Source organism: Bifidobacterium gallicum DSM 20093 = LMG 11596 (assembly GCF_000741205.1).
Classification (GTDB): domain Bacteria; phylum Actinomycetota; class Actinomycetes; order Actinomycetales; family Bifidobacteriaceae; genus Bifidobacterium; species Bifidobacterium gallicum.
This window is the reverse complement of record NZ_JGYW01000005.1, coordinates 162,824-184,704: the sequence shown is the minus strand read 5'-3', so window position 1 is coordinate 184,704 and position 21,881 is coordinate 162,824. Positions and strand designations below refer to the sequence as shown.

Annotated in this window: 23 protein-coding genes, 1 tRNA gene and 2 pseudogenes; 17 read left to right on the top strand and 9 right to left on the bottom strand. The window is 57.4% G+C overall.

Annotated features, from left to right (window positions below; genetic code table 11):
• Positions 1-59: 59 nt before the first annotated feature.
• Entirely contained in the window at positions 60-344 is a 285-nt protein-coding gene (locus BGLCM_RS05240; RefSeq protein ID WP_420796153.1) for a DUF3017 domain-containing protein, read from the top strand.
• On the opposite strand, the gene BGLCM_RS05235 is transcribed toward BGLCM_RS05240, so the two are convergent.
• Complete coding sequence (locus BGLCM_RS05235; protein ID WP_006294608.1) at positions 312-1,319, bottom strand: MIP/aquaporin family protein; 1,008 nt, start codon at positions 1,317-1,319, stop codon at positions 312-314. The two genes, BGLCM_RS05240 and BGLCM_RS05235, sit on opposite strands and share 33 nt — an antisense overlap.
• A 228-nt stretch (positions 1,320-1,547) precedes the next feature.
• On the opposite strand from BGLCM_RS05235, the gene BGLCM_RS05230 reads away from it, so the two are divergent.
• Positions 1,548-2,324 carry a pseudouridine synthase gene (locus BGLCM_RS05230; protein ID WP_006294607.1) on the top strand — a complete coding sequence of 259 codons (777 nt, stop codon included), beginning with the start codon at positions 1,548-1,550 and terminating at the stop codon, positions 2,322-2,324.
• A complete protein-coding gene (gene der, locus BGLCM_RS05225) occupies positions 2,321-4,450 on the top strand; it encodes a bifunctional cytidylate kinase/GTPase Der (protein WP_006294606.1) in 2,130 nt (709 codons plus the stop codon). The genes BGLCM_RS05230 and der overlap by 4 nt, the downstream gene beginning before the upstream one ends.
• A 226-nt stretch (positions 4,451-4,676) precedes the next feature.
• Here the strand turns inward: der and BGLCM_RS05220 are convergent, their stop codons facing one another.
• Positions 4,677-5,648 (bottom strand): L-lactate dehydrogenase, encoded by a 972-nt coding sequence (locus BGLCM_RS05220; RefSeq protein WP_006294604.1) that lies wholly within the window; start codon positions 5,646-5,648, stop codon positions 4,677-4,679.
• Positions 5,649-6,026: 378 nt separating this feature from the next.
• On the opposite strand from BGLCM_RS05220, the gene BGLCM_RS05215 reads away from it, so the two are divergent.
• On the top strand, positions 6,027-6,662 hold the full coding sequence (locus BGLCM_RS05215; protein WP_044085017.1) for an NAD(P)H-binding protein: 636 nt from the start codon (positions 6,027-6,029) through the stop codon (positions 6,660-6,662).
• Positions 6,663-6,824: 162 nt separating this feature from the next.
• Here the strand turns inward: BGLCM_RS05215 and BGLCM_RS05210 are convergent, their stop codons facing one another.
• The 5 genes from BGLCM_RS05210 to dcm form a co-directional block, all read right to left on the bottom strand.
• The gene (locus BGLCM_RS05210) at positions 6,825-8,270 is read right to left on the bottom strand and encodes an RNA-guided endonuclease InsQ/TnpB family protein (protein WP_044085016.1); all 1,446 of its coding nucleotides are present in this window, start codon (positions 8,268-8,270) and stop codon (positions 6,825-6,827) included.
• Positions 8,263-8,862 carry an IS607 family transposase gene (locus tag BGLCM_RS08455; protein ID WP_006294200.1) on the bottom strand — a complete coding sequence of 200 codons (600 nt, stop codon included), beginning with the start codon at positions 8,860-8,862 and terminating at the stop codon, positions 8,263-8,265. The genes BGLCM_RS05210 and BGLCM_RS08455 overlap by 8 nt, the downstream gene beginning before the upstream one ends.
• Before the next feature lie 1,456 nt (positions 8,863-10,318).
• Positions 10,319-10,654, bottom strand: a complete 336-nt coding sequence (locus BGLCM_RS05200; protein WP_148401520.1) for a hypothetical protein — start codon at positions 10,652-10,654, stop codon at positions 10,319-10,321.
• A gap of 265 nt (positions 10,655-10,919) precedes the next feature.
• Positions 10,920-12,338 carry an MvaI/BcnI family restriction endonuclease gene (locus tag BGLCM_RS05195; RefSeq protein WP_006294197.1) on the bottom strand — a complete coding sequence of 473 codons (1,419 nt, stop codon included), beginning with the start codon at positions 12,336-12,338 and terminating at the stop codon, positions 10,920-10,922.
• A 59-nt stretch (positions 12,339-12,397) separates the two neighbouring features.
• On the bottom strand, positions 12,398-13,726 hold the full coding sequence (gene dcm / locus BGLCM_RS05190) for a DNA (cytosine-5-)-methyltransferase (protein ID WP_006294196.1): 1,329 nt from the start codon (positions 13,724-13,726) through the stop codon (positions 12,398-12,400).
• A 133-nt stretch (positions 13,727-13,859) separates the two neighbouring features.
• Here dcm and BGLCM_RS05185 point away from each other — a divergent pair, with 133 nt between their 5' ends.
• The gene (locus BGLCM_RS05185) at positions 13,860-15,083 is read left to right on the top strand and encodes a hypothetical protein (protein WP_044085015.1); all 1,224 of its coding nucleotides are present in this window, start codon (positions 13,860-13,862) and stop codon (positions 15,081-15,083) included.
• 34 nt (positions 15,084-15,117) lie between these two features.
• Here the strand turns inward: BGLCM_RS05185 and BGLCM_RS05180 are convergent, their stop codons facing one another.
• Both BGLCM_RS05180 and BGLCM_RS08300 read right to left on the bottom strand, forming a co-directional pair.
• Positions 15,118-15,390: a hypothetical protein gene (locus BGLCM_RS05180; RefSeq protein ID WP_006294193.1), complete on the bottom strand. Its 273-nt coding sequence runs from the start codon at positions 15,388-15,390 to the stop codon at positions 15,118-15,120.
• 128 nt (positions 15,391-15,518) lie between these two features.
• Positions 15,519-15,716 (bottom strand): hypothetical protein, encoded by a 198-nt coding sequence (locus BGLCM_RS08300; protein ID WP_044085014.1) that lies wholly within the window; start codon positions 15,714-15,716, stop codon positions 15,519-15,521.
• Positions 15,717-15,942: 226 nt separating this feature from the next.
• Here BGLCM_RS08300 and BGLCM_RS08790 point away from each other — a divergent pair.
• The 12 genes and pseudogenes from BGLCM_RS08790 (at position 15,943) to BGLCM_RS05115 (ending at position 21,881) form a co-directional block, all read left to right on the top strand.
• Positions 15,943-17,943 (top strand): annotated as a pseudogene (locus BGLCM_RS08790) (VG15 protein).
• A 23-nt stretch (positions 17,944-17,966) separates the two neighbouring features.
• A complete protein-coding gene (locus BGLCM_RS05155; RefSeq protein ID WP_006294189.1) occupies positions 17,967-18,266 on the top strand; it encodes a hypothetical protein in 300 nt (99 codons plus the stop codon).
• On the top strand, positions 18,256-18,603 hold the full coding sequence (locus BGLCM_RS05150) for a DUF2513 domain-containing protein (RefSeq protein WP_006294188.1): 348 nt from the start codon (positions 18,256-18,258) through the stop codon (positions 18,601-18,603). The genes BGLCM_RS05155 and BGLCM_RS05150 overlap by 11 nt, the downstream gene beginning before the upstream one ends.
• Positions 18,604-18,644: 41 nt before the next feature.
• Positions 18,645-18,932: a hypothetical protein gene (locus BGLCM_RS05145; protein ID WP_044085012.1), complete on the top strand. Its 288-nt coding sequence runs from the start codon at positions 18,645-18,647 to the stop codon at positions 18,930-18,932.
• Positions 18,922-19,284 (top strand): DUF2513 domain-containing protein, encoded by a 363-nt coding sequence (locus tag BGLCM_RS05140; protein ID WP_006294185.1) that lies wholly within the window; start codon positions 18,922-18,924, stop codon positions 19,282-19,284. The genes BGLCM_RS05145 and BGLCM_RS05140 overlap by 11 nt, the downstream gene beginning before the upstream one ends.
• Before the next feature lie 52 nt (positions 19,285-19,336).
• Positions 19,337-19,418, top strand: a tRNA-Gln gene (locus BGLCM_RS05135).
• Between the two features lie 116 nt (positions 19,419-19,534).
• The gene (locus BGLCM_RS05130; protein WP_006294184.1) at positions 19,535-20,134 is read left to right on the top strand and encodes a capsid assembly scaffolding protein Gp46 family protein; all 600 of its coding nucleotides are present in this window, start codon (positions 19,535-19,537) and stop codon (positions 20,132-20,134) included.
• A gap of 21 nt (positions 20,135-20,155) precedes the next feature.
• Positions 20,156-20,305: an SU10 major capsid protein gene (locus tag BGLCM_RS08575; RefSeq protein WP_202961060.1), complete on the top strand. Its 150-nt coding sequence runs from the start codon at positions 20,156-20,158 to the stop codon at positions 20,303-20,305.
• A gap of 12 nt (positions 20,306-20,317) precedes the next feature.
• A pseudogene (locus BGLCM_RS08775) lies at positions 20,318-20,605 on the top strand (SU10 major capsid protein); the annotation flags it as partial.
• On the top strand, positions 20,601-21,155 hold the full coding sequence (locus BGLCM_RS08570) for an SU10 major capsid protein (RefSeq protein ID WP_202961061.1): 555 nt from the start codon (positions 20,601-20,603) through the stop codon (positions 21,153-21,155). The pseudogene BGLCM_RS08775 and the gene BGLCM_RS08570, both read left to right, overlap by 5 nt.
• Before the next feature lie 5 nt (positions 21,156-21,160).
• The gene (locus BGLCM_RS05120) at positions 21,161-21,556 is read left to right on the top strand and encodes a hypothetical protein (protein ID WP_006294181.1); all 396 of its coding nucleotides are present in this window, start codon (positions 21,161-21,163) and stop codon (positions 21,554-21,556) included.
• Positions 21,543-21,881, top strand: coding sequence for a hypothetical protein (locus tag BGLCM_RS05115; protein ID WP_006294180.1), 339 nt, complete (start codon positions 21,543-21,545; stop codon positions 21,879-21,881). Before BGLCM_RS05120 ends, BGLCM_RS05115 begins: the two co-directional genes overlap by 14 nt.

Here is a 21,881-nt window from a genome sequence, read left to right as displayed (position 1 = left end):
CGCACACCGGACCCGTTTATCATAGGTACGGTTGAAACGCGTTGCTAATGGAGGATCACATGGGCCACCCGTTCGTGTCGGAAGAACATGAAGGCAAACCATGGTTTGAATGGGCGGTGGCTGTTGTCGTAGTGGTGGCCGCCATTATCGCTGCGTTTGGATATATCATGGCCGCCACACTCGTACTGGGTGTGACGGCCATGATAACGGGGCTGGTCCGCGCAGTCATGCGCGAACACAGCCCCTGGAAAATCCGTTCCGTAGCCTTTGACACGGTATGTGGCATCGGCTTTGGAATCGTGCTGTTTGCCTTAGGCCTGAGTATTCGGCTGCTGACCGTATGACTCGACCGTTTCATTGGCTTTGGCAACATAGCCGTACGGAGAGGCAAGGTCAGCTTCCTCTTCAGTCAGCGTGACATTGTCGTCTTGCGCGGCAACATCCTGATAATCTTGCGTTGCGACCGGCTTCTGAGCCGCAGTCAACGCCACGGCGGCAGGATCGGCATCGGCCAGTGTCGCATTGCCCTGCGAGCCGGCGATGATTTGCGACACAATGATGACGAGCGCCACCACAGCGGCAGCCAGAATCGCGCAAACCCAGAATACCCACAGCTGCGTGAGCGGCTCCTTGGCCAATCCCTTGCCATGGGCGAAGATGGCGATGCCAGTGGCGCGCACAGGGTTGATGGAAGCGCCCGTGACTGGGAACGACATGGCGGTTGCGGCAGCATAGGCGATGCCCATGGCCACGCTATGCGAACGCTTGGCCACACCATTCTTCTTCATCGTGACCACGGCGGTAGCGACCACAATGATCGAAGCCACGAGTTCAACGATGATGGCCATGGTGATGTTGAAATCAATGCCGAGCTGGCTCAGCTGCGAAGCCATCGAGGAGCCTTCACCGAAACCGTTGATCACCATCGTGTACCAGGCGGACGCGGTGACTTGCTCGGAGGTTGGGATGATCCATGCGAACAGGCCGCCCGCGCAGATGGCGCCAATGATTTGGGCGATGATGTAGAGGATGCCATCGAGCACGCGTGTCTTTGAGGTCAGCATGGCGGCCACGGTGATGGCCGGGTTGAACTGGCCGCCGGAGATTTTGGCGAAGATGAAGGTGACAGCGGCATAGATGACACCCACGCCAACGGCGACGAACGCCATGTCGGTGCCGTAGAACGCCGTGCCGAGCGAGAGCATCATGTAGATGGCGAAGCAGATGATCAGGCTTCCTGCGAATTCGGCGAGCACGCGCGCCCACAGTGAATGGCGCATCGGTGCCGATGCGGGCTCCGAATCGTCAGACTGGAGCATTGGCATAGGCTCTGAAGTAAATGCAGTCATGTTGGTCCTTTATAATTTCTCAACGGAACGAAGATTGCTTCGTCCGGCCGCCGCCCTAGCGCGATGGCCCATGCTGCACCATACTAGCCGGCTATCTTACCGATTGCTGGGAAAAGTTGGTGCGCAGTCCTTATTCAACCGATACCCCCGTCCAAGCAGTGTGATCTGTCGGGGTGTCATGGCCACGTTGGGAGAACGATGCCACACGCATATAGCCAAGCCAAGAAAGCTCATGAGTCGGGTAATAATGAGGGGATTCGACTGCAGAAGATTCTCGCGCAGGCAGGATTCGGTTCACGCCGCAAATGTGAGGAAATGATCCTTGACGGACGTGTTGAAGTCGATGGGGAACTGGTGACTGAACTGGGTTCTCGTGTCGATCCGAAACGTCAGGAAGTGCGCGTTGACGGTTCGCGTATCCGTCTGAACAACCGTCATGTCACATTGGCGCTCAACAAGCCCAAGCGCGTGTTGTCGACGATGGACGACCCGAAGGGCCGTTACACGTTGCGCGACATTGTGGGTGACAAGTATGAGCGTATTTTCCATATGGGCCGTTTGGATTATGATTCGGAAGGCCTGATTTTGATGACGAATGATGGCGAGCTCAGCCAGCACGTCATGCATCCGCGTTACGAGGTCGCCAAAACCTATGTGGTGACGTTGGACGGCCATTTGAGCGGCAATGTGTGCCGCCGTCTCGTGCGTACGGGTGTGCAACTCGATGATGGCTGGATCAAGCTCGACCAGTGTTCGATCATTGACGCGAACCGTGAGACCACGATTGTCAAGGTGGTGTTGCATTCGGGCAAGAATCGTATTGTGCGCCGTATTTTTGGCGCGATCGGATTCCCGGTTCGCCGTCTGGTGCGCACGCAGATTGGTCCGATCAAGTTGGGTGATTTGAAACCCGGTTCGTACCGTGTGCTCTCCGATGCTGAGGTGCGTTCCTTGTCGAAGGCGGTGGGTCTGTGATTACCGTGGCTATGGATGGGCCTGCCGGCGTCGGCAAGTCCTCGTCCGCGAAAGCGTTGGCGAAGTATTTCGGATACGCCTACTTGGATACGGGCGCCATGTACCGGGCGTGTGCGTTATGGTGCATGGAACAGGGTATTGACCTGGATGCGGAAATAATCAATGAACAACTCGTGACCGAAATGGTGGGCGAGTTGTTTACGGGCGACCATATTGATATCACGGTCGATCCGGATGCACCCAAGGTGAGCATTGACGGCCGTGACGTGACCGAAGAGATCCGCTCGTCGCAAGTGTCCAAGCATGTCAGCAAAGTGTCCAACATCATTGCCGTGCGTCATATCCTGATTGCCGCCCAACGCGCCTACATCGCCGCGCAAGGTCCGGAGGAATCGTTCAGTCAAGGCCGCGGCATAGTGGCTGAAGGACGTGACATCACGACTGTGGTGGCCCCCGACGCTGAGGTGCGTGTGCTGCTGACGGCCCGTGAAGACGTGCGCCAGGCCCGTCGTAACAGGCAGGCTGCCAAAGGCGTGGGCGCCGAGGATGTGCAGGCGCGCGACCAGATGGACGCCAAGGTGACGTCGTTCATGACGGCGTCTGAGGGTGTGACGACGGTTGACAATTCCGATTTGACGTTTGAACAGACGTTGGACGTGCTGATCGGCCTGGTGGAAGATGCCGAGGAAGAGCAGGCATATGCCGAGTATTCCGCGAATCTGGAAGGCTATGAACTTGATGAGGGCGACGAAGGCCTGATTGACGGGTCGTCATTCCTGGGTGAGGAACGTGAAGCCCAGGCCAAGGCTGTGGGTGTGCTCGCAGTGGTGGGACGTCCGAACGTCGGCAAGTCGACGCTCGTGAACCGTATTCTCGGCCGACGTGCCGCCGTGGTAGAAGATACGCCTGGAGTCACTCGTGACCGTGTCTCCTATGATGCCGAATGGGCGGGTACGGATTTCAAACTCGTGGACACGGGCGGATGGGAAGCTGACGTTGAGGGCATCGAATCGGCTATCGCTTCCCAAGCGCAGATTGCGGTGGAGCTTGCGGACGCCGTGATCCTCGTGGTTGACGGTCAGGTTGGTTTGACGGCCAGTGACGAGCGTATCGTGCGCATGTTGCGTGCGTCAGGCAAACCGGTGACGGTCGCTGTCAACAAAGCCGATGACCAGACAGCCGAATATGCGGCTTCCGAGTTTTGGAAGCTCGGTCTTGGCGAGCCGTTCCCGATTTCAGCCATGCACGGCAGGGGAGTCGGTGACTTGCTGGACGCCGCACTTGACAAGTTGCGTCAAGCCGAGCGCACGAGCGGATTCCTGACGCCGACCGGGTTGCGTCGTGTCGCTTTGGTGGGACGTCCGAACGTGGGCAAGTCCAGTTTGCTCAATCAGCTGTCGCATTCCGAACGTGCCGTCGTCAATGATTTGGCTGGTACGACGCGCGATCCTGTCGACGAAATCGTGGATATTGACGGACAGGATTACCTGTTTATTGATACGGCGGGTATCAAGCGCCGTCAGCACAAGCTGTCGGGGGCTGAATATTATTCATCGTTGCGAACGCAAGCGGCTATCGAACGTTCCGAACTGGCGCTCGTGTTGTTTGACGCGTCGCAGCCGATTTCGGATCAGGATCTCAAGGTGATGAGCACGGCTGTGGATGCGGGACGTGCCGTGGTGCTGGTGTTCAACAAGTGGGATCTGATGGACGATTTTGATCGTCAGCGCATGGAACGCTTGTGGAAGACGGAGTTTGAGCGTGTCACGTGGGCGCAGCGTGTCAATTTGTCAGCCAAAACAGGGTGGCATACGAACCGTCTGTCCCGTGCGATGACACAGGCTCTGGAATCCTGGGACAAGCGCATTCCGACCGGCAAGCTCAACGCGTTCCTGGGCCGTATCCAGGCCGCCCACCCGCATCCGTTGCGTGGTGGCAAGCAGCCGCGCATCCTGTTCGCTACGCAGGCTTCGTCACGTCCGCCACGGTTTGTGATTTTCGCCACGGGGTTCATTGAGCATGGTTACCGCCGGTATTTGGAACGCCAGTTGCGTGAGGAGTTTGGATTTGAGGGTTCTCCTATTCAGATTTCCGTGAACGTGCGTGAGAAAAAGAAGCGCAAGTAACCTTCCCATGCTGTCTGGGCCTGTAGCCTGAGCGATAAGCGGGCAAGATGAGGGCAGTCATGGGCAGTCATGGACAATGAAAAAAGCATATTGAAAACCCAAGGGTTGGCGGCTGGAGCATGGTCGAGCTGTCACAACCCTTGGGTTTTTGATTGGCGGCAATGGTGTTGGGGTTCCTGCGCAACCCAATGGTTGCCTGGCGGATGCAGTGAAGTCCTTGCCTAGGTTATGCCAAACCTACGCGCGTCAAGTTGTCGCGCACGTGGGCGCAGCTAGCATGGAATTTGTCGATTTCCTCATCGGTCAAATCCAAGTGCATGACCTCTTCTACACCATCGGCGCCAATGACGCACGGCAGTGACGTGAACAGGCCGCTCTCACCGTATTGGCCGGTCATCAGTGTGGAGCATGGCGTGATGTAATGCTCGTTGGACACGATGGCGCGTACGATGCGTGCGGCCGCGTCGGCTACGGCGAATTCGGTGCACTGCTTGCCGGCGTAGGTTTTGTAGCCGCCTTGACGTGCCAGATCTTCAATTTCGGCAAGCGCCATGGCGAATCGTTCAGGCTGCTCGGCTTGCAGTTGCGCCAATGGTTTGCCGCCAATGTTGACGGTGCTCCAGGCAGCGAACATGCTGGCGCCATGTTCGCCAAGCATGTAGGCGCATATGGAATGCTGGTCATATCCGGTAACGCGGGACAGTGCATATTTCAACCGGCTTGAGTCGAGGGCTGTGCCCGTGCCGATGACGCGGTTGGCATCAATGCCGGAGATTTTCCAGATTTCTGTGGCGACCACGTCGCACGGGTTGGCGATCGTGACCCAGATGCCTTGGAATCCGGCGTTGGTGATGGGTTCGATGAAGCGTTTTGCCGTATCGGTCGTGTAGAACAGTTCGCCGTCGCGGTCGATGGCGGAGCGTTGTACATCTCCTGCGGCGTTGACGATGATGTCGCATTGGGCGAGTTGCGCATAGTCTTCGCCGGCGTTGACCAATGCCACGTTGTGCGGGCAGAATGCCAACGAGTCGCCCAGGTCTTGCACTTCAGCGTCAAGTTTGGCTTGTTTGCTGTGTTCGCCCGAGCAGATGTCGGTCATGATGAGTTCATCGGCGATGCCTTGCAAGATGAGGCTGTTGGCTACATGTGCGCCGACGTGGCCCATGCCGATGATGCCGATGCTGGTGACTGTTCCCATGCGTGCTCCCGTTCTGTGGTGTGGTTGGTGTCTATGGCGTTATGTCGTGTGATAGTTGGGTTGGCCATATTCTATGAACAGCATGCTGCGATATGGTTGTTCTATCGGTCATCTTGCCTAGTGGTGAACATTGATTCCATATAGTGGGATTGTTGGCACTGTTGTTACTTTGCAAGGCAGATGCCGCCTTGTTTGTTGAGGGGGGTTCGCGATGGGGAAAATAGTGGAATGTAGAGTGGAAGCATCTATGCGTGAGACGTTGTTCTCGCGCTTCACTAGTCTGGCGACGGCGGATTGCGCGGAGATGGTGGGCAGGGTACACCGGTAGTGGCTGCATCCTTAGCTGTTGCATATGGGCTTATGGTCAAGGAGGAGTATATGCGAGTATTTGTGGCAGGGGCATCAGGTCGTGTGGGCACGTTGTTGACACGTGACCTTGTTGAGCAAGGCAATGACGTGGTGGCCGCGTCGCGCCATCCTGAACAATTCGCGGGACAGGACCATGTCACTGCTATGACGCTTGATCTTCATGCGCCAGTGGAACAGTTGGCTGAAGACCTTCATGGGGTTGACGCTGTCTATTTCGTTGCCGGATCGCGTGGCAAGGATTTGTTGCAGACTGATGCGTTCGGCGCGGTCAAGCTCATGATGGCCGTCCAGCAGGTGGGCATCAAACGGTTCATTCTGTTAAGTTCCATGTTCGCTGATGAGCCGAGCAAATGGGATGACCCGAATTTGCGCAACATCACCAATTACAATATCGCAAAGTTCTTCGCCGACCAGTGGCTCATGACGCGCACGGATTTGAACTATACGATTGTGCAGCCATGCAATCTGGTGGAAGAGCCGGCCACAGGCAAAGTTGCGTTCGGCGTGCAGCACTCCACAACCAATAGCATCGGCGACGTGGCCGCAGTGCTCGCCGCCGTGTTGGACAAGCCGAACACATATCGCAAGATCATCATGATGTCCAATGGTGATATCCCGATTGCTGAAGCCGTGGCACAAGTCTGATTGGCGATACAGTTGCTGATGCATAGCGACCTGTGCAGGTCCTGCATGGGTCGCTATATTAATAAGCTTAACCAGCGCAAGACAAACATTATGATATTGCGCTTATATGTGAGGCATATGCATTGCCTATCTAGAGTATGAAAATCGAGAGTATTTTTATGACTATCGGTTTTCTTGACCGCCAATGCGCCCCGCAGGAGCGGGGTGGGTGTGTGCGGTAGCCGTACTCGTTGTCGGCGTTCCGGCTTGGCATTTGTTGCCGTGCCGGTGTCGTCGCTGGGAATGCTCCTGAGCGAGCTGTTCCCGGACTTGGGTTTTGCTGATACGTCGCCATCCATCCTTGCGTGAACGTCGCGCGAGTATGTTGCGGCTGGCGATAATGTCGGCTTGCCCGGTTCTTCCACAGCACACGCAGTGGAAGACGCTTTGTTTGGTGCGGTTGCGTTTGTCCACGCACCCGCACGAGGGGCAGGTCTGTGAGGTGTAGGCGGGGTTCACCTTGGTGATGGTGATGCCTTCGCGTTCCTTGAGTGCCTTGAGTTTCTGGTTGACGGCGTTGCGTCCGGCGCGGGATACGAGACGGTTCATGTCCTTGCCGAGCCGTGGGGAGCGGAAGTCGAGGTCTTCGACCACGAGTTCACGTACCTGTTCGTCGGCTATGAGATTGAGGACGCGGTTGGTTTCGTTGGCCACGTAGTTACGTATGCGTCGGTTGAGGTTGCGGTAGCGTTTCGACCGGGATGGTTTGATACCGGATGCCTGTAGCGCCTTCGTGAGGTTAACGAGTTCTTCGTCGCGTTTTTTGAGCCATGCGTAGAGTTTCAAGCCGTGCACCCGGCCTTCGGACGTGGCGAACAGTGAACACATGCCCCAATCCAGTCCGAGCACGTCCCCGTCCTCGCGGGGATTGGTTTCGGGTCGGGTGGTGAGCAGGTGCGGGACAAGCTTACCGTTTCCAGTGACTTGCAGTTGCAGGTGGTTCGCAAGTGTTTCCGTGCCGTTGGCGAGATGTTCCTCCATGCGGGGGTCGGTATTCAGGGGGATACGGACGGGACGGTCTTTTTCGAGTGTGCTGATTCGCGCCCAGTAGCGGAACCGGGTGGCGGTATGCGGCTGTTCGATGACGGCGATTTTCCCGTCCAAGGACATGGTGCGGCAATGCGCTGGGTCGGGCAGTCGCATGACATGACGGACGCGCTTCATGATCCGACGTGCAAGCCAATGGGCTTCATCGTCTCCGGGTTCGTACCATGCGTGCTTGAGGTCGATGCGGAACAACTCGATTTTCAGCGGTTCATCGAGCGTGCTGTCGCGCACGATACCGCGGAACCTGTTCTCGGCCAGTTCCATCCACGATACCAACATGCCACGGTACTGGCGGGACACGGAATCCCACTGTCGCTGGGACAATCCGCCACCCAGCGGTTTCGTGTCAATCCAGCGCGGAAGCTTGCCGGTGGTATGCCATTCGCGTTGCCACATGGCGGCGACGGTCTTCAACCCGTCTTGCCAGAGGGGGAGCATTGCGACGATGGCGTTCACCTTGGTTTTGGTTGCCCATTGCGAGGTGTGGTAGGCAGAGTATATGGTGCCGGGTTTGCTACTCATGGTTCACCTCGCCGTTGCGTTCCGCTTCGGCCTGTTCAACCACCCGCGTCATCTTCTTGGCGTGCTCGCTACGGCGCTGTCCATATAGGCGGGCGCAGAACGAATAGATGATGGCAATGAGGTCGGCCACGAGGTCGGCACGGTCGTTGTCGTTCTCGTTGACGACGACAATGCGCCGCCCCCGCTGTTCGAGAAACAGCCTGAACCAGTTGAAACCGAACCGGGTAAGCCTGTCCTTGTGTTCGACAATCAGCGTGCCCCAGTCATCACGCTTGAGCAACGCGGTGAGCTTGCGGCGTTTGTCGTTCACACCGGAACCGACCTCCGCAACGGACACGGCGACGCGGTAGCCGTTCTTTACCGCCCACCGCTCCACACGCTCCTGCTGTGCGGCAAGCCGGGTGTGCCGTTTGGGACCGTCTGGGACGCGGGAGTACACAGCCGCGTCCATGAGCATGTTTTCTTCCGGGTCGGGGATGATGATGTGTCCCACCTCGTCCTGATACGCACCCTTGATTTTTCCCGCCTTGTAGCGGTTCCAAGCCGCACGGTACTGAATGCCGTGCTTGCGTGCGTATTCCGAAAGATTCATACTCTCTAATGTATCACAGAATGCTAGATTGTACTAGAATAAGAAGAACTAGTTACACGACCTATGAGTTTATGCAGGGAGGGGATTCCGATTAACTTTCATTGCCCACGATTCCGGCAGCCCGCGATAAGTCATCAATATCTGCTTCCCATCCACTTGCAATGGCCAGCTGCACAACATGAGCCAAGCGTCAGACAAATGCCTATGATGCTGATTTGAAGATTGGGAGGTATCGATCGTAGTTCATATTGTTCGGTAATCGGTATGGTGGAGTTGTAATGAGTGTCGTATAAGAACAATGACCCCGATACTATGGCGCAATCGTCACGATTGGCAGTGGGGTCGGCGAATCCTAGTGTGGTGCGCAGTGTAGGCGTTATGTTTTCCGAATGTGGTGCAGTGCAGCGTAACGTGTGATCAGAGGTTTGGACTATATCACCCACAGTAATCAATGCATTGCAATATGTATGAACTAATGGCTTATTCATTATGGTGGCGACAGATGGATACAATGAGGACATTGAATCAATCCATTGCAGGACTTTATGCTCGGCACTATCTTGAATAACACCCAAGGTGCCACCGTATCCGTCATCAATACAAATGGCTTGCATCCAGAACCGTAATGATGTGAATACGGCATGATTGACCAGCGTCGAGTCCCGCTCCTAGGGTAGCCGCGGAATTCGCAAATCATGAACCATCATGTCAAGCACTGACGGCATGATCAATCCTTCCCAGCAATTCCTTGAGATAAGGCATGCTCTGTCCCGATTTCAATCGATCAACCGACTCCAGAGCACCTTCGAACCCCAAGAAGCTGTACGCATGGGTACAAAGATGAGGATAAATCCATGGTCTCATCTCATCGACAGTTAATCCAGTCGCTAATAGTGCTGCAAGCAATGTGAGAGTACTGGTGTCCAAATACGTACGTTCCTGAAGCTTACTCAAATAGGAAAATGTGAAAAACGCCTCTTCCTATTATAGCAAGGGAGGGATGTTTTTTGTGTCATCTGTCGTAAAGAATATTAGTGGGGATTAATGCAGCGCGTGACCCGTTCATGACTGAGGAAAGACCACAAGAAAGCCGCCGTTGTTCCGAATCGTTCCGCTAACTGATTTCAAACAATATACCGACTTGTGAAAACCGTTGGAATTCCAACGTTCCAAGTCGGGCCGGCGGGATTTGAACCCGCGACCCCTTGCTAGTTTGAAGGGTTGATTCGCTGGTTTCTGTGAGATTCGTTAGGTGCGTTTTCGTTGCAATGACGTCGGTTCTGTTACCTTCGCCAGATTCGTTGATTACCACTGATTTCGCCGTTCTCAGGGGTCATCGTGTCTGAATCGCGTCTGAGCCTCAGATACGATTCAGACTACAGAGATTAGGCCGGGACTCCCCGATGACTGGGGAACAGCACCTCATGCCACTTGCGTGCGCATCAGACGGTTGAGGCTATTCAAGTGTGGCTTCACTGCCATCGCTAGGACAAGTCGCCACATCTTCTCCATCCACGGTCAAAGTGGCGGTCCATTTTGTGCCTTTCCCACCCTTTATGGCCGGATCGGGCAGGTTGGTGGAGAACTTTTCAGTCGTGAAATCTGAAGCAAAGGTTCCCGGATAGTTCTTTTGCTCGGAGGTATTCATGTCAAAAACGAACCGCGAATACTCATTCGTCGAGAATACGTTTTTGAAGCCCGCTTGAGTCATATACCCAGTTTCCGAATCGGTGAACATGATTGAATACATCACGGACTCATTGGCGTCCATTAGCGGATTAGGAATCTCCACGCTGAGTATTGTCCCATTGTGCTCAAAGTGACGCTCTGTAGATGGTCGTTGTCCCCCGTGCACGTTCCCGACAACCCGCTAGCCAGAGGCTGCGCCTCGGCGCTAGACGAAGAATTGGTTTGGGCTGTCTTTGGATGACGAATCCGCCTTAGTGTCCGTGCCGCCGCAAGCAGCGAGCGACACAACTGTCAGAATACTTAGGACAACAGCCGCTGTCTTCTTTCTCATCCTTTCTTCTCATCAAAAGTGACTTGTCTTCATTAAATCAGAATGTTTCTGGGTCTCGTATATCGACTTCGCGCACTTCCTGATAGATGGTAGCGATGTCATTGAGGTTGATGCGGAACTGGCTGCGGGCATGCGGAGTCCACTTGTCGCCCGCAAGGGTTGCCTTGTCGCCGGGGTCGTAGACGGCCTTGCCGTCTTTGAACGCTTGGAGGAATAGACCGAAGCTGGTGGAGATGCCGAGGGTGATGAGTGGGCCGAACTCGACCAAGGTGTTGCCGTCCTCGTCCTCGCGCAGGTAAGGTACGTATGCGGCGCGGTTGTGCTTGCGCTGCCAGTGACCGAGCAGTTTCAGGTACGACCATCCGGCGGCAAGGTTCCTTGTGCCCTTCTCGTAGAGGGCGATCATGCCGTTGGGATCGAAGTGCTTCGCGTCGGTGAAGCCTTCCAGAACTAGTTCGAGTTTCGCACTTGGCTTGTCCTCGCCTTCGCGCTGAATGTCACCAGAAGTGAAGTAGTAGCTGGTCGGGTTGCCGTCTTCATCGATGGTGTGCACATGTCCATACTTGAGTACGAAGTCAACCGTGGACAGGCGCCCTGTTTCGGGAAGATCGGGCTGGGGAGTGAAGAGCGTGACTTTGTGGTTGTAGCGGCGTTCCAAGGACTTCTGTTTGATGGCTTTAAGCTCCCAGATGTCGAAGTCTGGCCCGGGGATGGCATTCTCACCCACGCCTAGTTCCGCTTCCAGAGTGAGACCGGGAGCGTTGGGGGCGATGTATGGCCTGACGATGGCGCCGTCGTTGTTGAGTCGCCACGGAGTAATCTTGCGGCCGACGATATTCGCCAAGGCCTGTTCGAGTACGGAGAACTCGTCACGCTGCCGTTGCGACTGGTAGACAATCGGGCACAGATGCCCCGCCTCGAAGGTCTCCATGCCAAGCACGTACTGCGCCGCTGGGGAGTCAGCGCCGACCACGAGAGCCACCACTCGGACGACCTCGCCGGACGCGTTCTTCACCGGGCCTAGGAACAGGCAACGGTTGACCTCATGGCCGCGCCTCGTTTCGCTCAACAATTCCGACGGGGCTTCCTTGCACCCTTGAAGGAACCCGGAGAAGCGCACTTCCGGGTATTGCGGATAATAGCAGAGCTTCGCGTTGGGAGCGTCGAATTGACCATTCGGCGTGACCCACTGCCACGTCACGGGAATCTGGATGACTGGATTGCCGGCCTTCTTTTTCTGTGACTTGGTTGGAGTGTATGACGGCTCTCCCAAGGGAAGGAATGACAGATCAGACGGATCTCCCGCCAGATACACCTGCTGCTTCGAGTTGTTGTTTGCAACGAGTCGCTTGACCCAGATGCTGCTTGCACCGGTGTTGGTGAGCAGTTCGTTGACTCGGCTGATGTCGGCCGTGTCGTACCATTGACGGGCCTCATTGACGTGGGTATCGCACATGCAACTACGATACCCGCGAACAACGGACAATGGCCGGCACGACACCGGCCATTTCAGGACTAGTTCTCGCCGGCTCCGGCAATGGCAAGCTCTCGCGCCTTCTGGATCTCGTCCACGGACTTTTCTGCATCGTTCAAAATCGTGCCTTGGTCGCCTTCGGACATGACTTTGAGGATGTGGGGGCGCATGATGCGCGCGACCTCGGCGATGGCGGGCACGACCACGCTGTTGCCGAACTGCCGGTAGGCCTGTGTGTCCGACACCGGGATGCGGAAGTCATCCGGGTAGCCCATGAGACGGGCGCACTCGCGCGGCGTCAGACGGCGAGGACGCTCGTCACCTTGGGCGACGAGGATCTCGCTGCCGTCCTTGTGGTAGCGGGCGGATAGGGTACGCGACACCATGTCCGGGGTTACGAGCCCGTAGCCGAATCCATGCCCGAGGGCTTCGTGCTTCTTCCTGTAGTCTTGGAGGTACTGCCACAGACGTGGAGTGAGCGTGTACTTGTCCTGTACCTTCTGGTGCTCGAAGTCGAAGTACTTGTCGCCATCCCACGGCAGATAAGGCTCCGTTCCGTCGGTCTTGTGGAGGATGTCGGCAAGAATCGGCTGATGATCCGGGAACTTCAGGTCGTCCCATGTGAAGTCGGTCTTGGAGCAGAATCCGACGATGTAGATGCGTTCACGATGCTGGGGTACGAAGTGCTGGCCGTCGACGACCTTCCAGTGGACCTCGTAGCCGAGCTCGTTCTGCAAAGCGTCGAGGATGACCTTGAACGTGCGGCCTCGGTCATGCGAGGTGAGGTTCTTCACGTTCTCCAGGAGGAACGCGGCGGGACGCTTGGCGGCGATGATGCGGGCCACGTCGAAGAACAGGGTGCCCTGCGTCTTGTCGCGGAACCCGGTCTCGCGTCCGAGGCTGCGCTTCTTCGAGACGCCGGCCAGACTGAACGGCTGGCAAGGGAAGCCGGCGAGCACCACGTCGCAGTCGGGGATGTCGTTCGCGTCCACCTGCGTGATGTCGCCGGCCATGGTCTCGGCGAACCCGTAGTTGGTGCGGTAGGTGCGCGTGGAGAACTCGTTCCACTCCGAAGAGAACACGGCATGGCCGCCGGCGGTCGCGAAGCCACGGCGGATGCCGCCGATGCCGGCGAACAGATCTATAGTGCGAAAGTCAGTGCCGGTCTCGTGCGTGGTGCCATAGTACAGCTCCTGCAACGCGGGAACATAGGCCGGTTTGCACTGGACCTTGCCCGACTCCCAACGCTCCACGGTGGACGTGGACAGGCCGAGCGATTCGGCCAGCTGGCGTCGGGTCATGCTCTCGCGCAGCTTGGAGATAAGCTCGTCGGCGTCATCAATGGTCTTTTGGGGAATCAGATTACTCATAGGGAAGAATATATATCATTATGCTGACAAAAATTCCCAGCGGTGTATAGTGGATGACAATTAAGCATACGACACCACGTTCCAATAAGGTCCAAGGTTCACACCGTGTCGTGCGGAAGAATGGAGGCAAGCAGTGGCAAAGGGAAAACAAGCGAAACCCCGACACCCGATTGACATCGATGAGGCAAAAGACACTCTGCGCCGCTTTGTCGTCCGAGCAAGACGCGTTGCCGCCCATTCAATGGTGAAGGATCAGTCTGTGCTCAAGTATGTCAATCCGACATTCACAATCCAGCGCCGAGAGGGAGAACCAATAAGACTCAAGTATCACATGCCAGACCAAGAGGTCTTTGAATCCCTTGCCGCGCGCACCCGTCCTTGCATTCTGGAACGAGAACCGGTCTATCTGGACAAGGTGTTCAGATCCGTGACAATGTGCTTGGGCGCACGGAAAATGAGTGAAACGGCGCAGAAATGCTTCGACGAGTGCAAGGCGCATTTCGCACATCTACGGGACAAGGATGGCGGCACCTCATATTCCATACAGATGTTCGACACGAATGATGTTCCGCAAGGCGAACCTATGTCTGATCTGCTGATTGGCGAGGCATGGCTATATTCAGATCTGGTGCACACCGATCCCCAAGGCCGAAAGGCAGAAGCGACGGCACTCTCGTACCGAGACCGGTATTATGCCGGCACTTCGTTCTTTTCGCAACTGTCTATCATCATCGTCAACATGCTGAATCTGATTACGGCACTCAATCGAGATTTCGGATTCGGCATTGATCCAAAGGCATGGGAGGAACAGGTGGTGGCTGCCGACGAGGATTCAGAACGAGTCGCAGAAAACATGTACATGCTTCCGCAAGGGACACAGATACCAGATGGAGTGAGACCCAAGGACATGCCCAATGCTGTGGATGTGTCGTCTATGACGGAAACCGCATGGGCGTTGAATCCGCAACAGCGCGCCACCATAATCCTATGTAAGGCGGACGGGCAGCTAGTAGACCGATTCCACGGCATTTATTCATGGAACGACGACAAGATGACACTTCTTGTAGGAGATACATTCATCTGTGAGTTGGGTATTGGACAGCAAGCCGCGCTCCCTGCGGGATTCAAAGAGATTGAGGTCACTCGACGAGTATTCAAGGGAGATCCCACGATGACCACAAAGGTATGGGATGCCGTTAAACGTGCCGATCTCATGATAGGAGTCATACCCCGTAAGGAAGGTACCGCCTACGTAATTGTGCCGTTCCGGGAAAATCAAGTTCATGTCGAGAACGGGAGAATGCTAGTACGCTCAGCGGTCGAAGAAGACCATCCGACGGGCGGAACATCAATGTAGTGTCAGACGGACGGCCTTACTTACTATTCGTTCACTAGCTCTTGCTCAGCTTGCCGTTGAACGCTTGGTTCACCAAGGTGTAGACGGCTTGCGCGACGCCGATGACGCCGGTGAGGACGATGCCCCAGCCGTAGCCGTGGAAGCCGTTGGTTGCGGCGATGGCGATGACGCCGAGCAGGACGCTTACGACGAGGCTGGTCAAGCCCACGTAGTCGGCGGGGATGTATTTCTTGAACGCCTGCACCAAGGCGGGCGCGACGAGGGCGACGATGCCGGCGGCGAGGGTGGTCGCTGCGGAAATGTCCATGAATGTTCTCCTTAGGTTGGTTTGGGTATGGGAGTGGCGGCCTCCGGCGTGGTGTCGAAGGCCGCAGTCGGTATGACAGCTGCCTAGTAGCGCAGCTGCTGTCCGGGGTAGATCAGGTTCGGCTTCCTTTATTGTTTTCTCGGCCTTCCGCCGCCAATGCCGCGGCCCGGGCGTGCGGCGTTCCACGCGTCGATAGTCTCGGGTTTCCAACCGCGCGTGCGGCCTATCATCACGTCGGATTCGGGAAGCCGGTAGCCTTTTGCGGATGCATTGGTGATACCGAGGCGCTCGCTGACTTCCTTGATGCCGAGGTATCGTTCAGTCATGGTTCTCGCCCCCTTATGATGCCTGCGCAGCCGATGGTCCCTGTGGCGATGGCCATGACGGCGATGACGGCTGGGTGGAATGCGGTAAACGCTCCACATGCCGTGGCGATGGCCATGATGGCGTAACTTGCTATGTTGAGTTGATATTTCATGGTGGATGCGGTTGGATGGGTTGGAGGGATTCTAGATAGTTGGTATACCTGGAATCCCTTTTTCATTTCTTGCGATGTTTAGGCTTTTTGCACCTGTCCAGCTTGTCGATGATGAAATCGACCAGCTGCAGCAGGAAATCCGGTTCAACAACAGCATCCTCATCGCGTTCGGCGCGCGCGAGCACGGCTTCGGCCGAGGTCTGCATGGCGCGGACGTAGAGGTGTTCGACGAGGCGCAGATCCTCACCGTGCGCGCCCTGGACAACCTCGTACCCGTGATAAACACGGCGCCCGACCAGTTGGTGGTGTTCCTGGGCAACCCGCCCATGCCCGGCGACCCATCCGAGGTGTTCGCCGACAAGCGCGCCAACGCGTTGGCCGGCGTGGCGGGCGTGGCCTACGCGGAGTTGAGCACCGAACCGGGCTGCGATTTGGACGACCGTGGGCAGTGGGCGCGCGCCAACCCCAGCTATCCCAAGCGCACCAGCGAGCAAAGCATCCTGCGCCTGAGGAAGACCCCGCTCCCAATCCTTGACACGCACCACACGCTGCAAAGCATCCTGCGCCTGAGGAAGACCCTCGCCGAGGACGCCTTCCGCCGTGAGGCCTTGGGCGTGTGGGACACCGATACCGTGCTCGCCGCGATCGGCGAGGACGAGTGGGCGCACGGCAACGTCCAGGAGCCGAACATGGACGGGCGCGTCAGCTTCGGCGTGGACATGCCACCCGACCGGCCCATGCTGTCCATCGCGGTGGCCATCAAGCACGACCAGGGCGGCACCGCGATGGTCAACCTGCAGGAATACGCCGACGTGCGCGCCCAGGGCACCGCGTGGGCCGTCGACTGGCTCGCCGACAAGTGGACGAAGGCGTCCGCGATCGTGATCGACTCGATGAGCCCGGCGATGAGCATCGTCCCGGACCTGGTCAAACGCCACGTACACGTCACCGTCACCAACGCGCGCGACCTGCTGGTCGAGCTGGTGGCCGCCTTGGTGGACTCGTACGGTGACATCGCCGCCACGGCCGCGTCGGAATGGTATATGCAGGTGCGTGCGCGCAACACCGGTGACACCCGCTACCGGGGCATGCTGGGCGAGGGGTTCCCATCACAGGCCGTGCAGGACTCGATACGCTGGAAGGCCGGCGTGCTGTGGGATGACCCGGAGATGATGTACCGGTTCCTGCACAATGCCATTGACCGGTGAATGAAGTACTACGGGCGCGACACCGTCATGTCTTGTGTCGCGCACGATCCGCTCCACCCGCGCTACGCGGTCGTGCCACATGGCAAGTGCTGCGCGTACTGCACGATGATCGCCTCGCGCGGCTTCGACTACCACCCCGCCAACACCGCTCGTGCGGCCCTGCACGATAACTGCGGGTGCATGCCATGCCCGTCATGGGAAGCGAAGCGCCAGGTCATCGCCGGCTACGACCCGGACGCGATGAGGGACCAATACCAGCATGCCGTCGATGCCGTGGAAGGCAAAGCCGACCCTCCGGCATGGGCTGCGAAACTCGACGCGTTCAGCCAACGCGACAGGATTCTGGAGGCGATGCGACGACTGAAGCCGGACGAATACACCGACGGCGTGCACGGCTACACCCACGACAAGGCCACGAAGAGCAAGGCCAGCGTGGGAGACCTCAACCTTGCCACATGGCAAGACTACCGCGCCTCATTGGCCGAACGGTTCATCGCAGCAAACAACCTCGAATGGAAAATGCCACCCGAGCAGCCCGCACCGGTTCCTGATGTCTGGATCAAGGGGCTTCCATCACTGACGCCCAAACATTGGGCGCATATTCTATATGGTGATAGACAGAGGGACAGGAAGACGAAAAAGTATGAGTATGGCGGAGGTCATCTAAGCGGGTATGGGTGGATTGCGGGAAAACCTATGTTCCCAAGCAGATGCAATCCTGAAGGTGTGGCACTCATCATTAGAAAGGTGATCGAGACTGGAGACAAGGTCGGCATGGCAATACTCGGATCAGTAGATGGTGTTGAGTATTGCGTCCGTCTTGGTCCGAAGGGTAATATTATTACAGCGTTTCCTGTCGTTACCTAATTCACGTATGGGGAGGCGTATTCATGTCAGTCGAATCGATGCCATCCGATTTTTCGTTTGATGGCCTGTGTGATTGGCTATGCGCCGTCCTCGAGAAAGTCGGCTTCGAGAAAGAAGCGCATTTCGCAAAAAACTCCCAGCGTTGCGATAGTAGTTGGCTGGGAATGTACGATGCGTTCATGAGTATTGCACAGCATGATATCCCTCTTCCCGTTCCGGTTCTCGAAGCGCTGCTTGACCAATTTGACGGGCTCGAAGACATGGATGATGCGATGCTGGTTTGTCGCCGCCCACTCAAGAAAGGTGGTGCCGATGCGTCGTGATATGGATTTGGTGCGTCGTATCCTGTTGGAGGTGGGTGATTCCGACTTGCCGTTGGATGCGAACGCATTGGTGACCGATGAGTATCCATTCGAGCAGGTCGCGTATCATATCGATCTGATCGGGCAGGCGGGTCTGGTGTGGGTTGATGTGTCGCGTATGATTGGCGATCGCATCGTGCGCGCTGGCATCGGCCCGTTGACGTGGGAGGGCAACGAGTACCTCGACGCGATTCGCGACGACACGGTGTGGCGCCGGGTCAAGACGCGCATCGCCAAGACCGTGGGTAGCGCCACCATTGACACCGTCATTGCCCATTTGCGTGTCGACCAATGGTAAGGGCAAGATAACCAGCGCCTATGTGGAAAGGAGACGGACGAGTGAAACTTGACATTAAGCAGGAGACGGACGCTGATGTTCTTTTCTGCCTGTATGTTCAGAAACTGCTCGATTCCGGCCATGTGGATGCGGTTGAGGATGTAATGCGCGACTACTATGCCGGCGAACCTGGCATAGCGTTGGACGGAGCGGTGTTCTATGCGAATGACTATGGTTTGGATATTCCTAGAAAGGTCTTGGAACATACGTTGCCTTATCTTGAACCTGATAGCTACGGGTTAGAAGCGTGCCGCAAGCTTCTCAAGAAGGATGCCACACATGCGTCGTGATATGGATTTGGTGCGTCGGATCCTGCTCGAGGTGGGTGATTCCGACTTGCCGTTGGACGCAAGCGTGCTGGTGACCGATGAGAGCCCATTTGAGCAGGTCGCGTATCACATCGATTTGATTGGTCAGGCCGGTTTGGCGCAGGTGGACGTGTCGCGTATGATCGGGGGCCGCATTGTGCGTGCCAGTGTAGGCCCGTTGACGTGGGAGGGCAACGATTTCCTCGACGCGATCCGTGACGACACGGTGTGGAGCGGGGCCAAGACGCGCATCGCCAAGACCGTGGGTAGCGCCACCCTTGACACCGTCAAGGCGTTGGCGGTGCGTGTCGCCACCGACATGCTCATGCAATAATTCATCTTGTTTTTTCTGAAGGCCATCCTACGGGGTGGCCTTTGTGTTTTCTGGCTGGATATCCAAGCGGTCGACGGGGCCGGCCTTGTGCCGGGTGGCATTCGCCTTTGCGGGTTCGAACCCCGCTCCAGCTGCTCCGCCGCACGTTTTCGTGTGGGAGGCGTCACGCACGCGCCTTCATCCTTGTGTGGATCATTCCATGTCCACGGCGGACTCAAGCCGGCCCATCACTCATTATCGAGGAGCAATCATGTTCAAACAGTATTGGCACGCGTTCAGCAAGCTTCATAATGTGCGCACCATCGTCGAGCCGGACCTGGACGCCGGTTCAGGAAGCGACGCGGACGCTGGCGAGCCACGTGAAGAGACCCGCGAGTACACGCAAGCGCAGATTGACGCGATTGTCGAGAAGCATATTGGCCGGGTGCGCCGCGAGTACGCCGACTACGAGGACATGAAAACCAAGGCGGCTCGTCTCGACGAGATTGAAGCCGCGAACAAAACCGAGTTGGAGCGGACTGTGGCCGATCTGGAAGCGCTCCAAGCCAAATACGCCGAATCGCAGCATGCGATGCTCATCCAGTCCGCGTGCGTCAAGCATGGCGTGCCGGCCGAATATGCGTACCTTGTGTCCGGTGCGAACGAGAAAGCCATTGATATGGCGGCGCAGAAGGTCGCCAAGCTCGCCTCGGCGAGCGGACCGGCGCCACGACGCCAACACGTCACTGAAGGCGAGCATCCCGCATCCAGTGCGATGCGCAGCCTTGACGAGCAGATCCGCACCGCCGAAGCCAAGGGCGACTGGGCGCTGGCGGGACGGCTCAAGACCTTCAAGCTCGCACAACACTAACAATCATGGAAAGGAACCATCATGCCCGACATCACAGGTATGGGCACCACCTACAACCTGCCCAACTACGTGGGCGAACGGTTCGCCGCTTCCCGTGAGGACACGCCACTATTGTCCTCCATCGGAGGCCTGACCGGCGGAAGGCCCACCAAGAGCACGCGTTTCTCCTGACAGGGCTACGACCTGCGCGACGCCGATTCCGAGCGCCAGCGTGTCGAGGGTGCGGACGCGCCGGAGGGCGAGGAGCGCGTGTGCTTCAACGCGTCCAACGTGCTCGAAATCCACCAAGAGGCCGTCGACCTGTCCTACACGAAGCAGGCCGCGACCTCGCAGGCCAGCGTGGAGGGAGCCAAGACCATCGACATCGGCGGCACGATCGTGCCGGCCGACGAGATGACTTGGCAGATCCAGCAGGCGCTCAAGCAGGTCGCCCGCGACGTGGAACTCTCCTTCATCCAGGGCACCTATCAGGAACCCGGACGACAACACCAGGCCGCGCCGCACGCGTGGCCTGCTCGAGGCGATCACCACGAACACGGTGACCAGCACTCATGCCGCGAAGACCCTCTCCGAGGACGACGTGCTCGACCTGATGCAGATGGCGTGGGACAATGGTGGTATCCGCGAGGCCGAGACGCGCACCATCGTCGTCAACTCCGACCTCAAGCGCGCCCTGACGCGCATCTTCATCAAGGATGCCGGCTACAAGGAAGAGACCCGCAACGTGGGCGGCGTGAGCCTGCAGACCATCGAGACGGACTTCGGCCGTTGCAACATCATGCTCGACTCGCTCGTGCTCAAGGACAAGATGCTCGTCCTGTCCTTGGATCAGCTCGCGCCGCGTTTCCTTGAAATCCCTGGCAAGGGCCATTTCTTCGTCGAACCGTTGGCCAAGACGGGCGCGTCAGATAAGGTGCAGCTCTACGGTGAAATCGGTTTGGAGTACGGCAACGAGAAGGCGCACGCAGTGCTGACCGTGAAAACCCCGACCGTAACGGAACAACCCTCAAACGGCAAGTGACGGCCATGGCCAGCGAACCGTTCGCCACATGCGAAGACCTCGCCGCCTCATGGCGCCCATTGGACGAAACAGAACGGGTGAAAGTCGGCAAACTCATCGACTACGCATCCGACCTGATCCGCACGTACTCGGGGTGGCGTACGGACAGCGCAACAACGCTGGAACGCATCTGCTGCTCCGTGGTACGCCTCACGATGGAATCAGACGCCAACGGCGCGCCTGCCGGCGCCAGCAACATGACCCAGACAGCAGGCGCGTTTTCCAAATCGTTCGCCTTCTCGAACGCGTCCGGAGACCCGCGCCTATGGCCCAGCGAGGAAGCTCAACTGCGACGCAACCGCAACCGGTACGGCAGCCTGGACATGATGAGCGGAACGCTGGTGGACCATGATCAAGGGTGAAACCGTGACCGTGCTGCGCCCGCACACCACCGGACACGACCCGTACGGCACACCAATGGTCGAATGGGACAAGGAACACGTCGACAATGTGCTCCTCAACCCGCAAACCGGCACCACCGTGGACGACTCGACCACACCGGACGCATTGGAAACCACACTCGTCATGTACTTCCCACGCGTCTACGCCAAAACGTTGCGCGGCTGCGACATCCGCGCACGCGACCGCATCTGGCACGTCACCGGCGACCCGCTGCCAATCGACGGCGGAATCAGCCCCACACGGTGGAATAGGGAAGTGCTCGTGACCCGCGACGACGGGGGATGA

Bases quoted from the DNA above. Each gene is read 5' to 3' on its own strand.
- BGLCM_RS05240 (WP_420796153.1), top strand. From the start codon at position 60: ATGGGCCACCCGTTCGTGTCGGAAGAACATGAAGGCAAACCATGGTTT.
- BGLCM_RS05235 (WP_006294608.1), bottom strand. From the start codon at position 1,319: ATGCTCCAGTCTGACGATTCGGAGCCCGCATCGGCACCGATGCGCCAT.
- BGLCM_RS05230 (WP_006294607.1), top strand. From the start codon at position 1,548: ATGCCACACGCATATAGCCAAGCCAAGAAAGCTCATGAGTCGGGTAAT.
- BGLCM_RS05220 (WP_006294604.1), bottom strand. From the start codon at position 5,648: ATGGGAACAGTCACCAGCATCGGCATCATCGGCATGGGCCACGTCGGC.
- BGLCM_RS05215 (WP_044085017.1), top strand. From the start codon at position 6,027: ATGCGAGTATTTGTGGCAGGGGCATCAGGTCGTGTGGGCACGTTGTTG.
- BGLCM_RS05210 (WP_044085016.1), bottom strand. From the start codon at position 8,270: ATGAGTAGCAAACCCGGCACCATATACTCTGCCTACCACACCTCGCAA.
- BGLCM_RS08455 (WP_006294200.1), bottom strand. From the start codon at position 8,862: ATGAATCTTTCGGAATACGCACGCAAGCACGGCATTCAGTACCGTGCG.
- BGLCM_RS05195 (WP_006294197.1), bottom strand. From the start codon at position 12,338: ATGTGCGATACCCACGTCAATGAGGCCCGTCAATGGTACGACACGGCC.
- dcm (WP_006294196.1), bottom strand. From the start codon at position 13,726: ATGAGTAATCTGATTCCCCAAAAGACCATTGATGACGCCGACGAGCTT.
- BGLCM_RS05180 (WP_006294193.1), bottom strand. From the start codon at position 15,390: ATGGACATTTCCGCAGCGACCACCCTCGCCGCCGGCATCGTCGCCCTC.
- BGLCM_RS08300 (WP_044085014.1), bottom strand. From the start codon at position 15,716: ATGACTGAACGATACCTCGGCATCAAGGAAGTCAGCGAGCGCCTCGGT.
- BGLCM_RS05155 (WP_006294189.1), top strand. From the start codon at position 17,967: ATGTCAGTCGAATCGATGCCATCCGATTTTTCGTTTGATGGCCTGTGT.
- BGLCM_RS05150 (WP_006294188.1), top strand. From the start codon at position 18,256: ATGCGTCGTGATATGGATTTGGTGCGTCGTATCCTGTTGGAGGTGGGT.
- BGLCM_RS05140 (WP_006294185.1), top strand. From the start codon at position 18,922: ATGCGTCGTGATATGGATTTGGTGCGTCGGATCCTGCTCGAGGTGGGT.
- BGLCM_RS05130 (WP_006294184.1), top strand. From the start codon at position 19,535: ATGTTCAAACAGTATTGGCACGCGTTCAGCAAGCTTCATAATGTGCGC.
- BGLCM_RS08575 (WP_202961060.1), top strand. From the start codon at position 20,156: ATGCCCGACATCACAGGTATGGGCACCACCTACAACCTGCCCAACTAC.
- BGLCM_RS05120 (WP_006294181.1), top strand. From the start codon at position 21,161: ATGGCCAGCGAACCGTTCGCCACATGCGAAGACCTCGCCGCCTCATGG.
- BGLCM_RS05115 (WP_006294180.1), top strand. From the start codon at position 21,543: ATGATCAAGGGTGAAACCGTGACCGTGCTGCGCCCGCACACCACCGGA.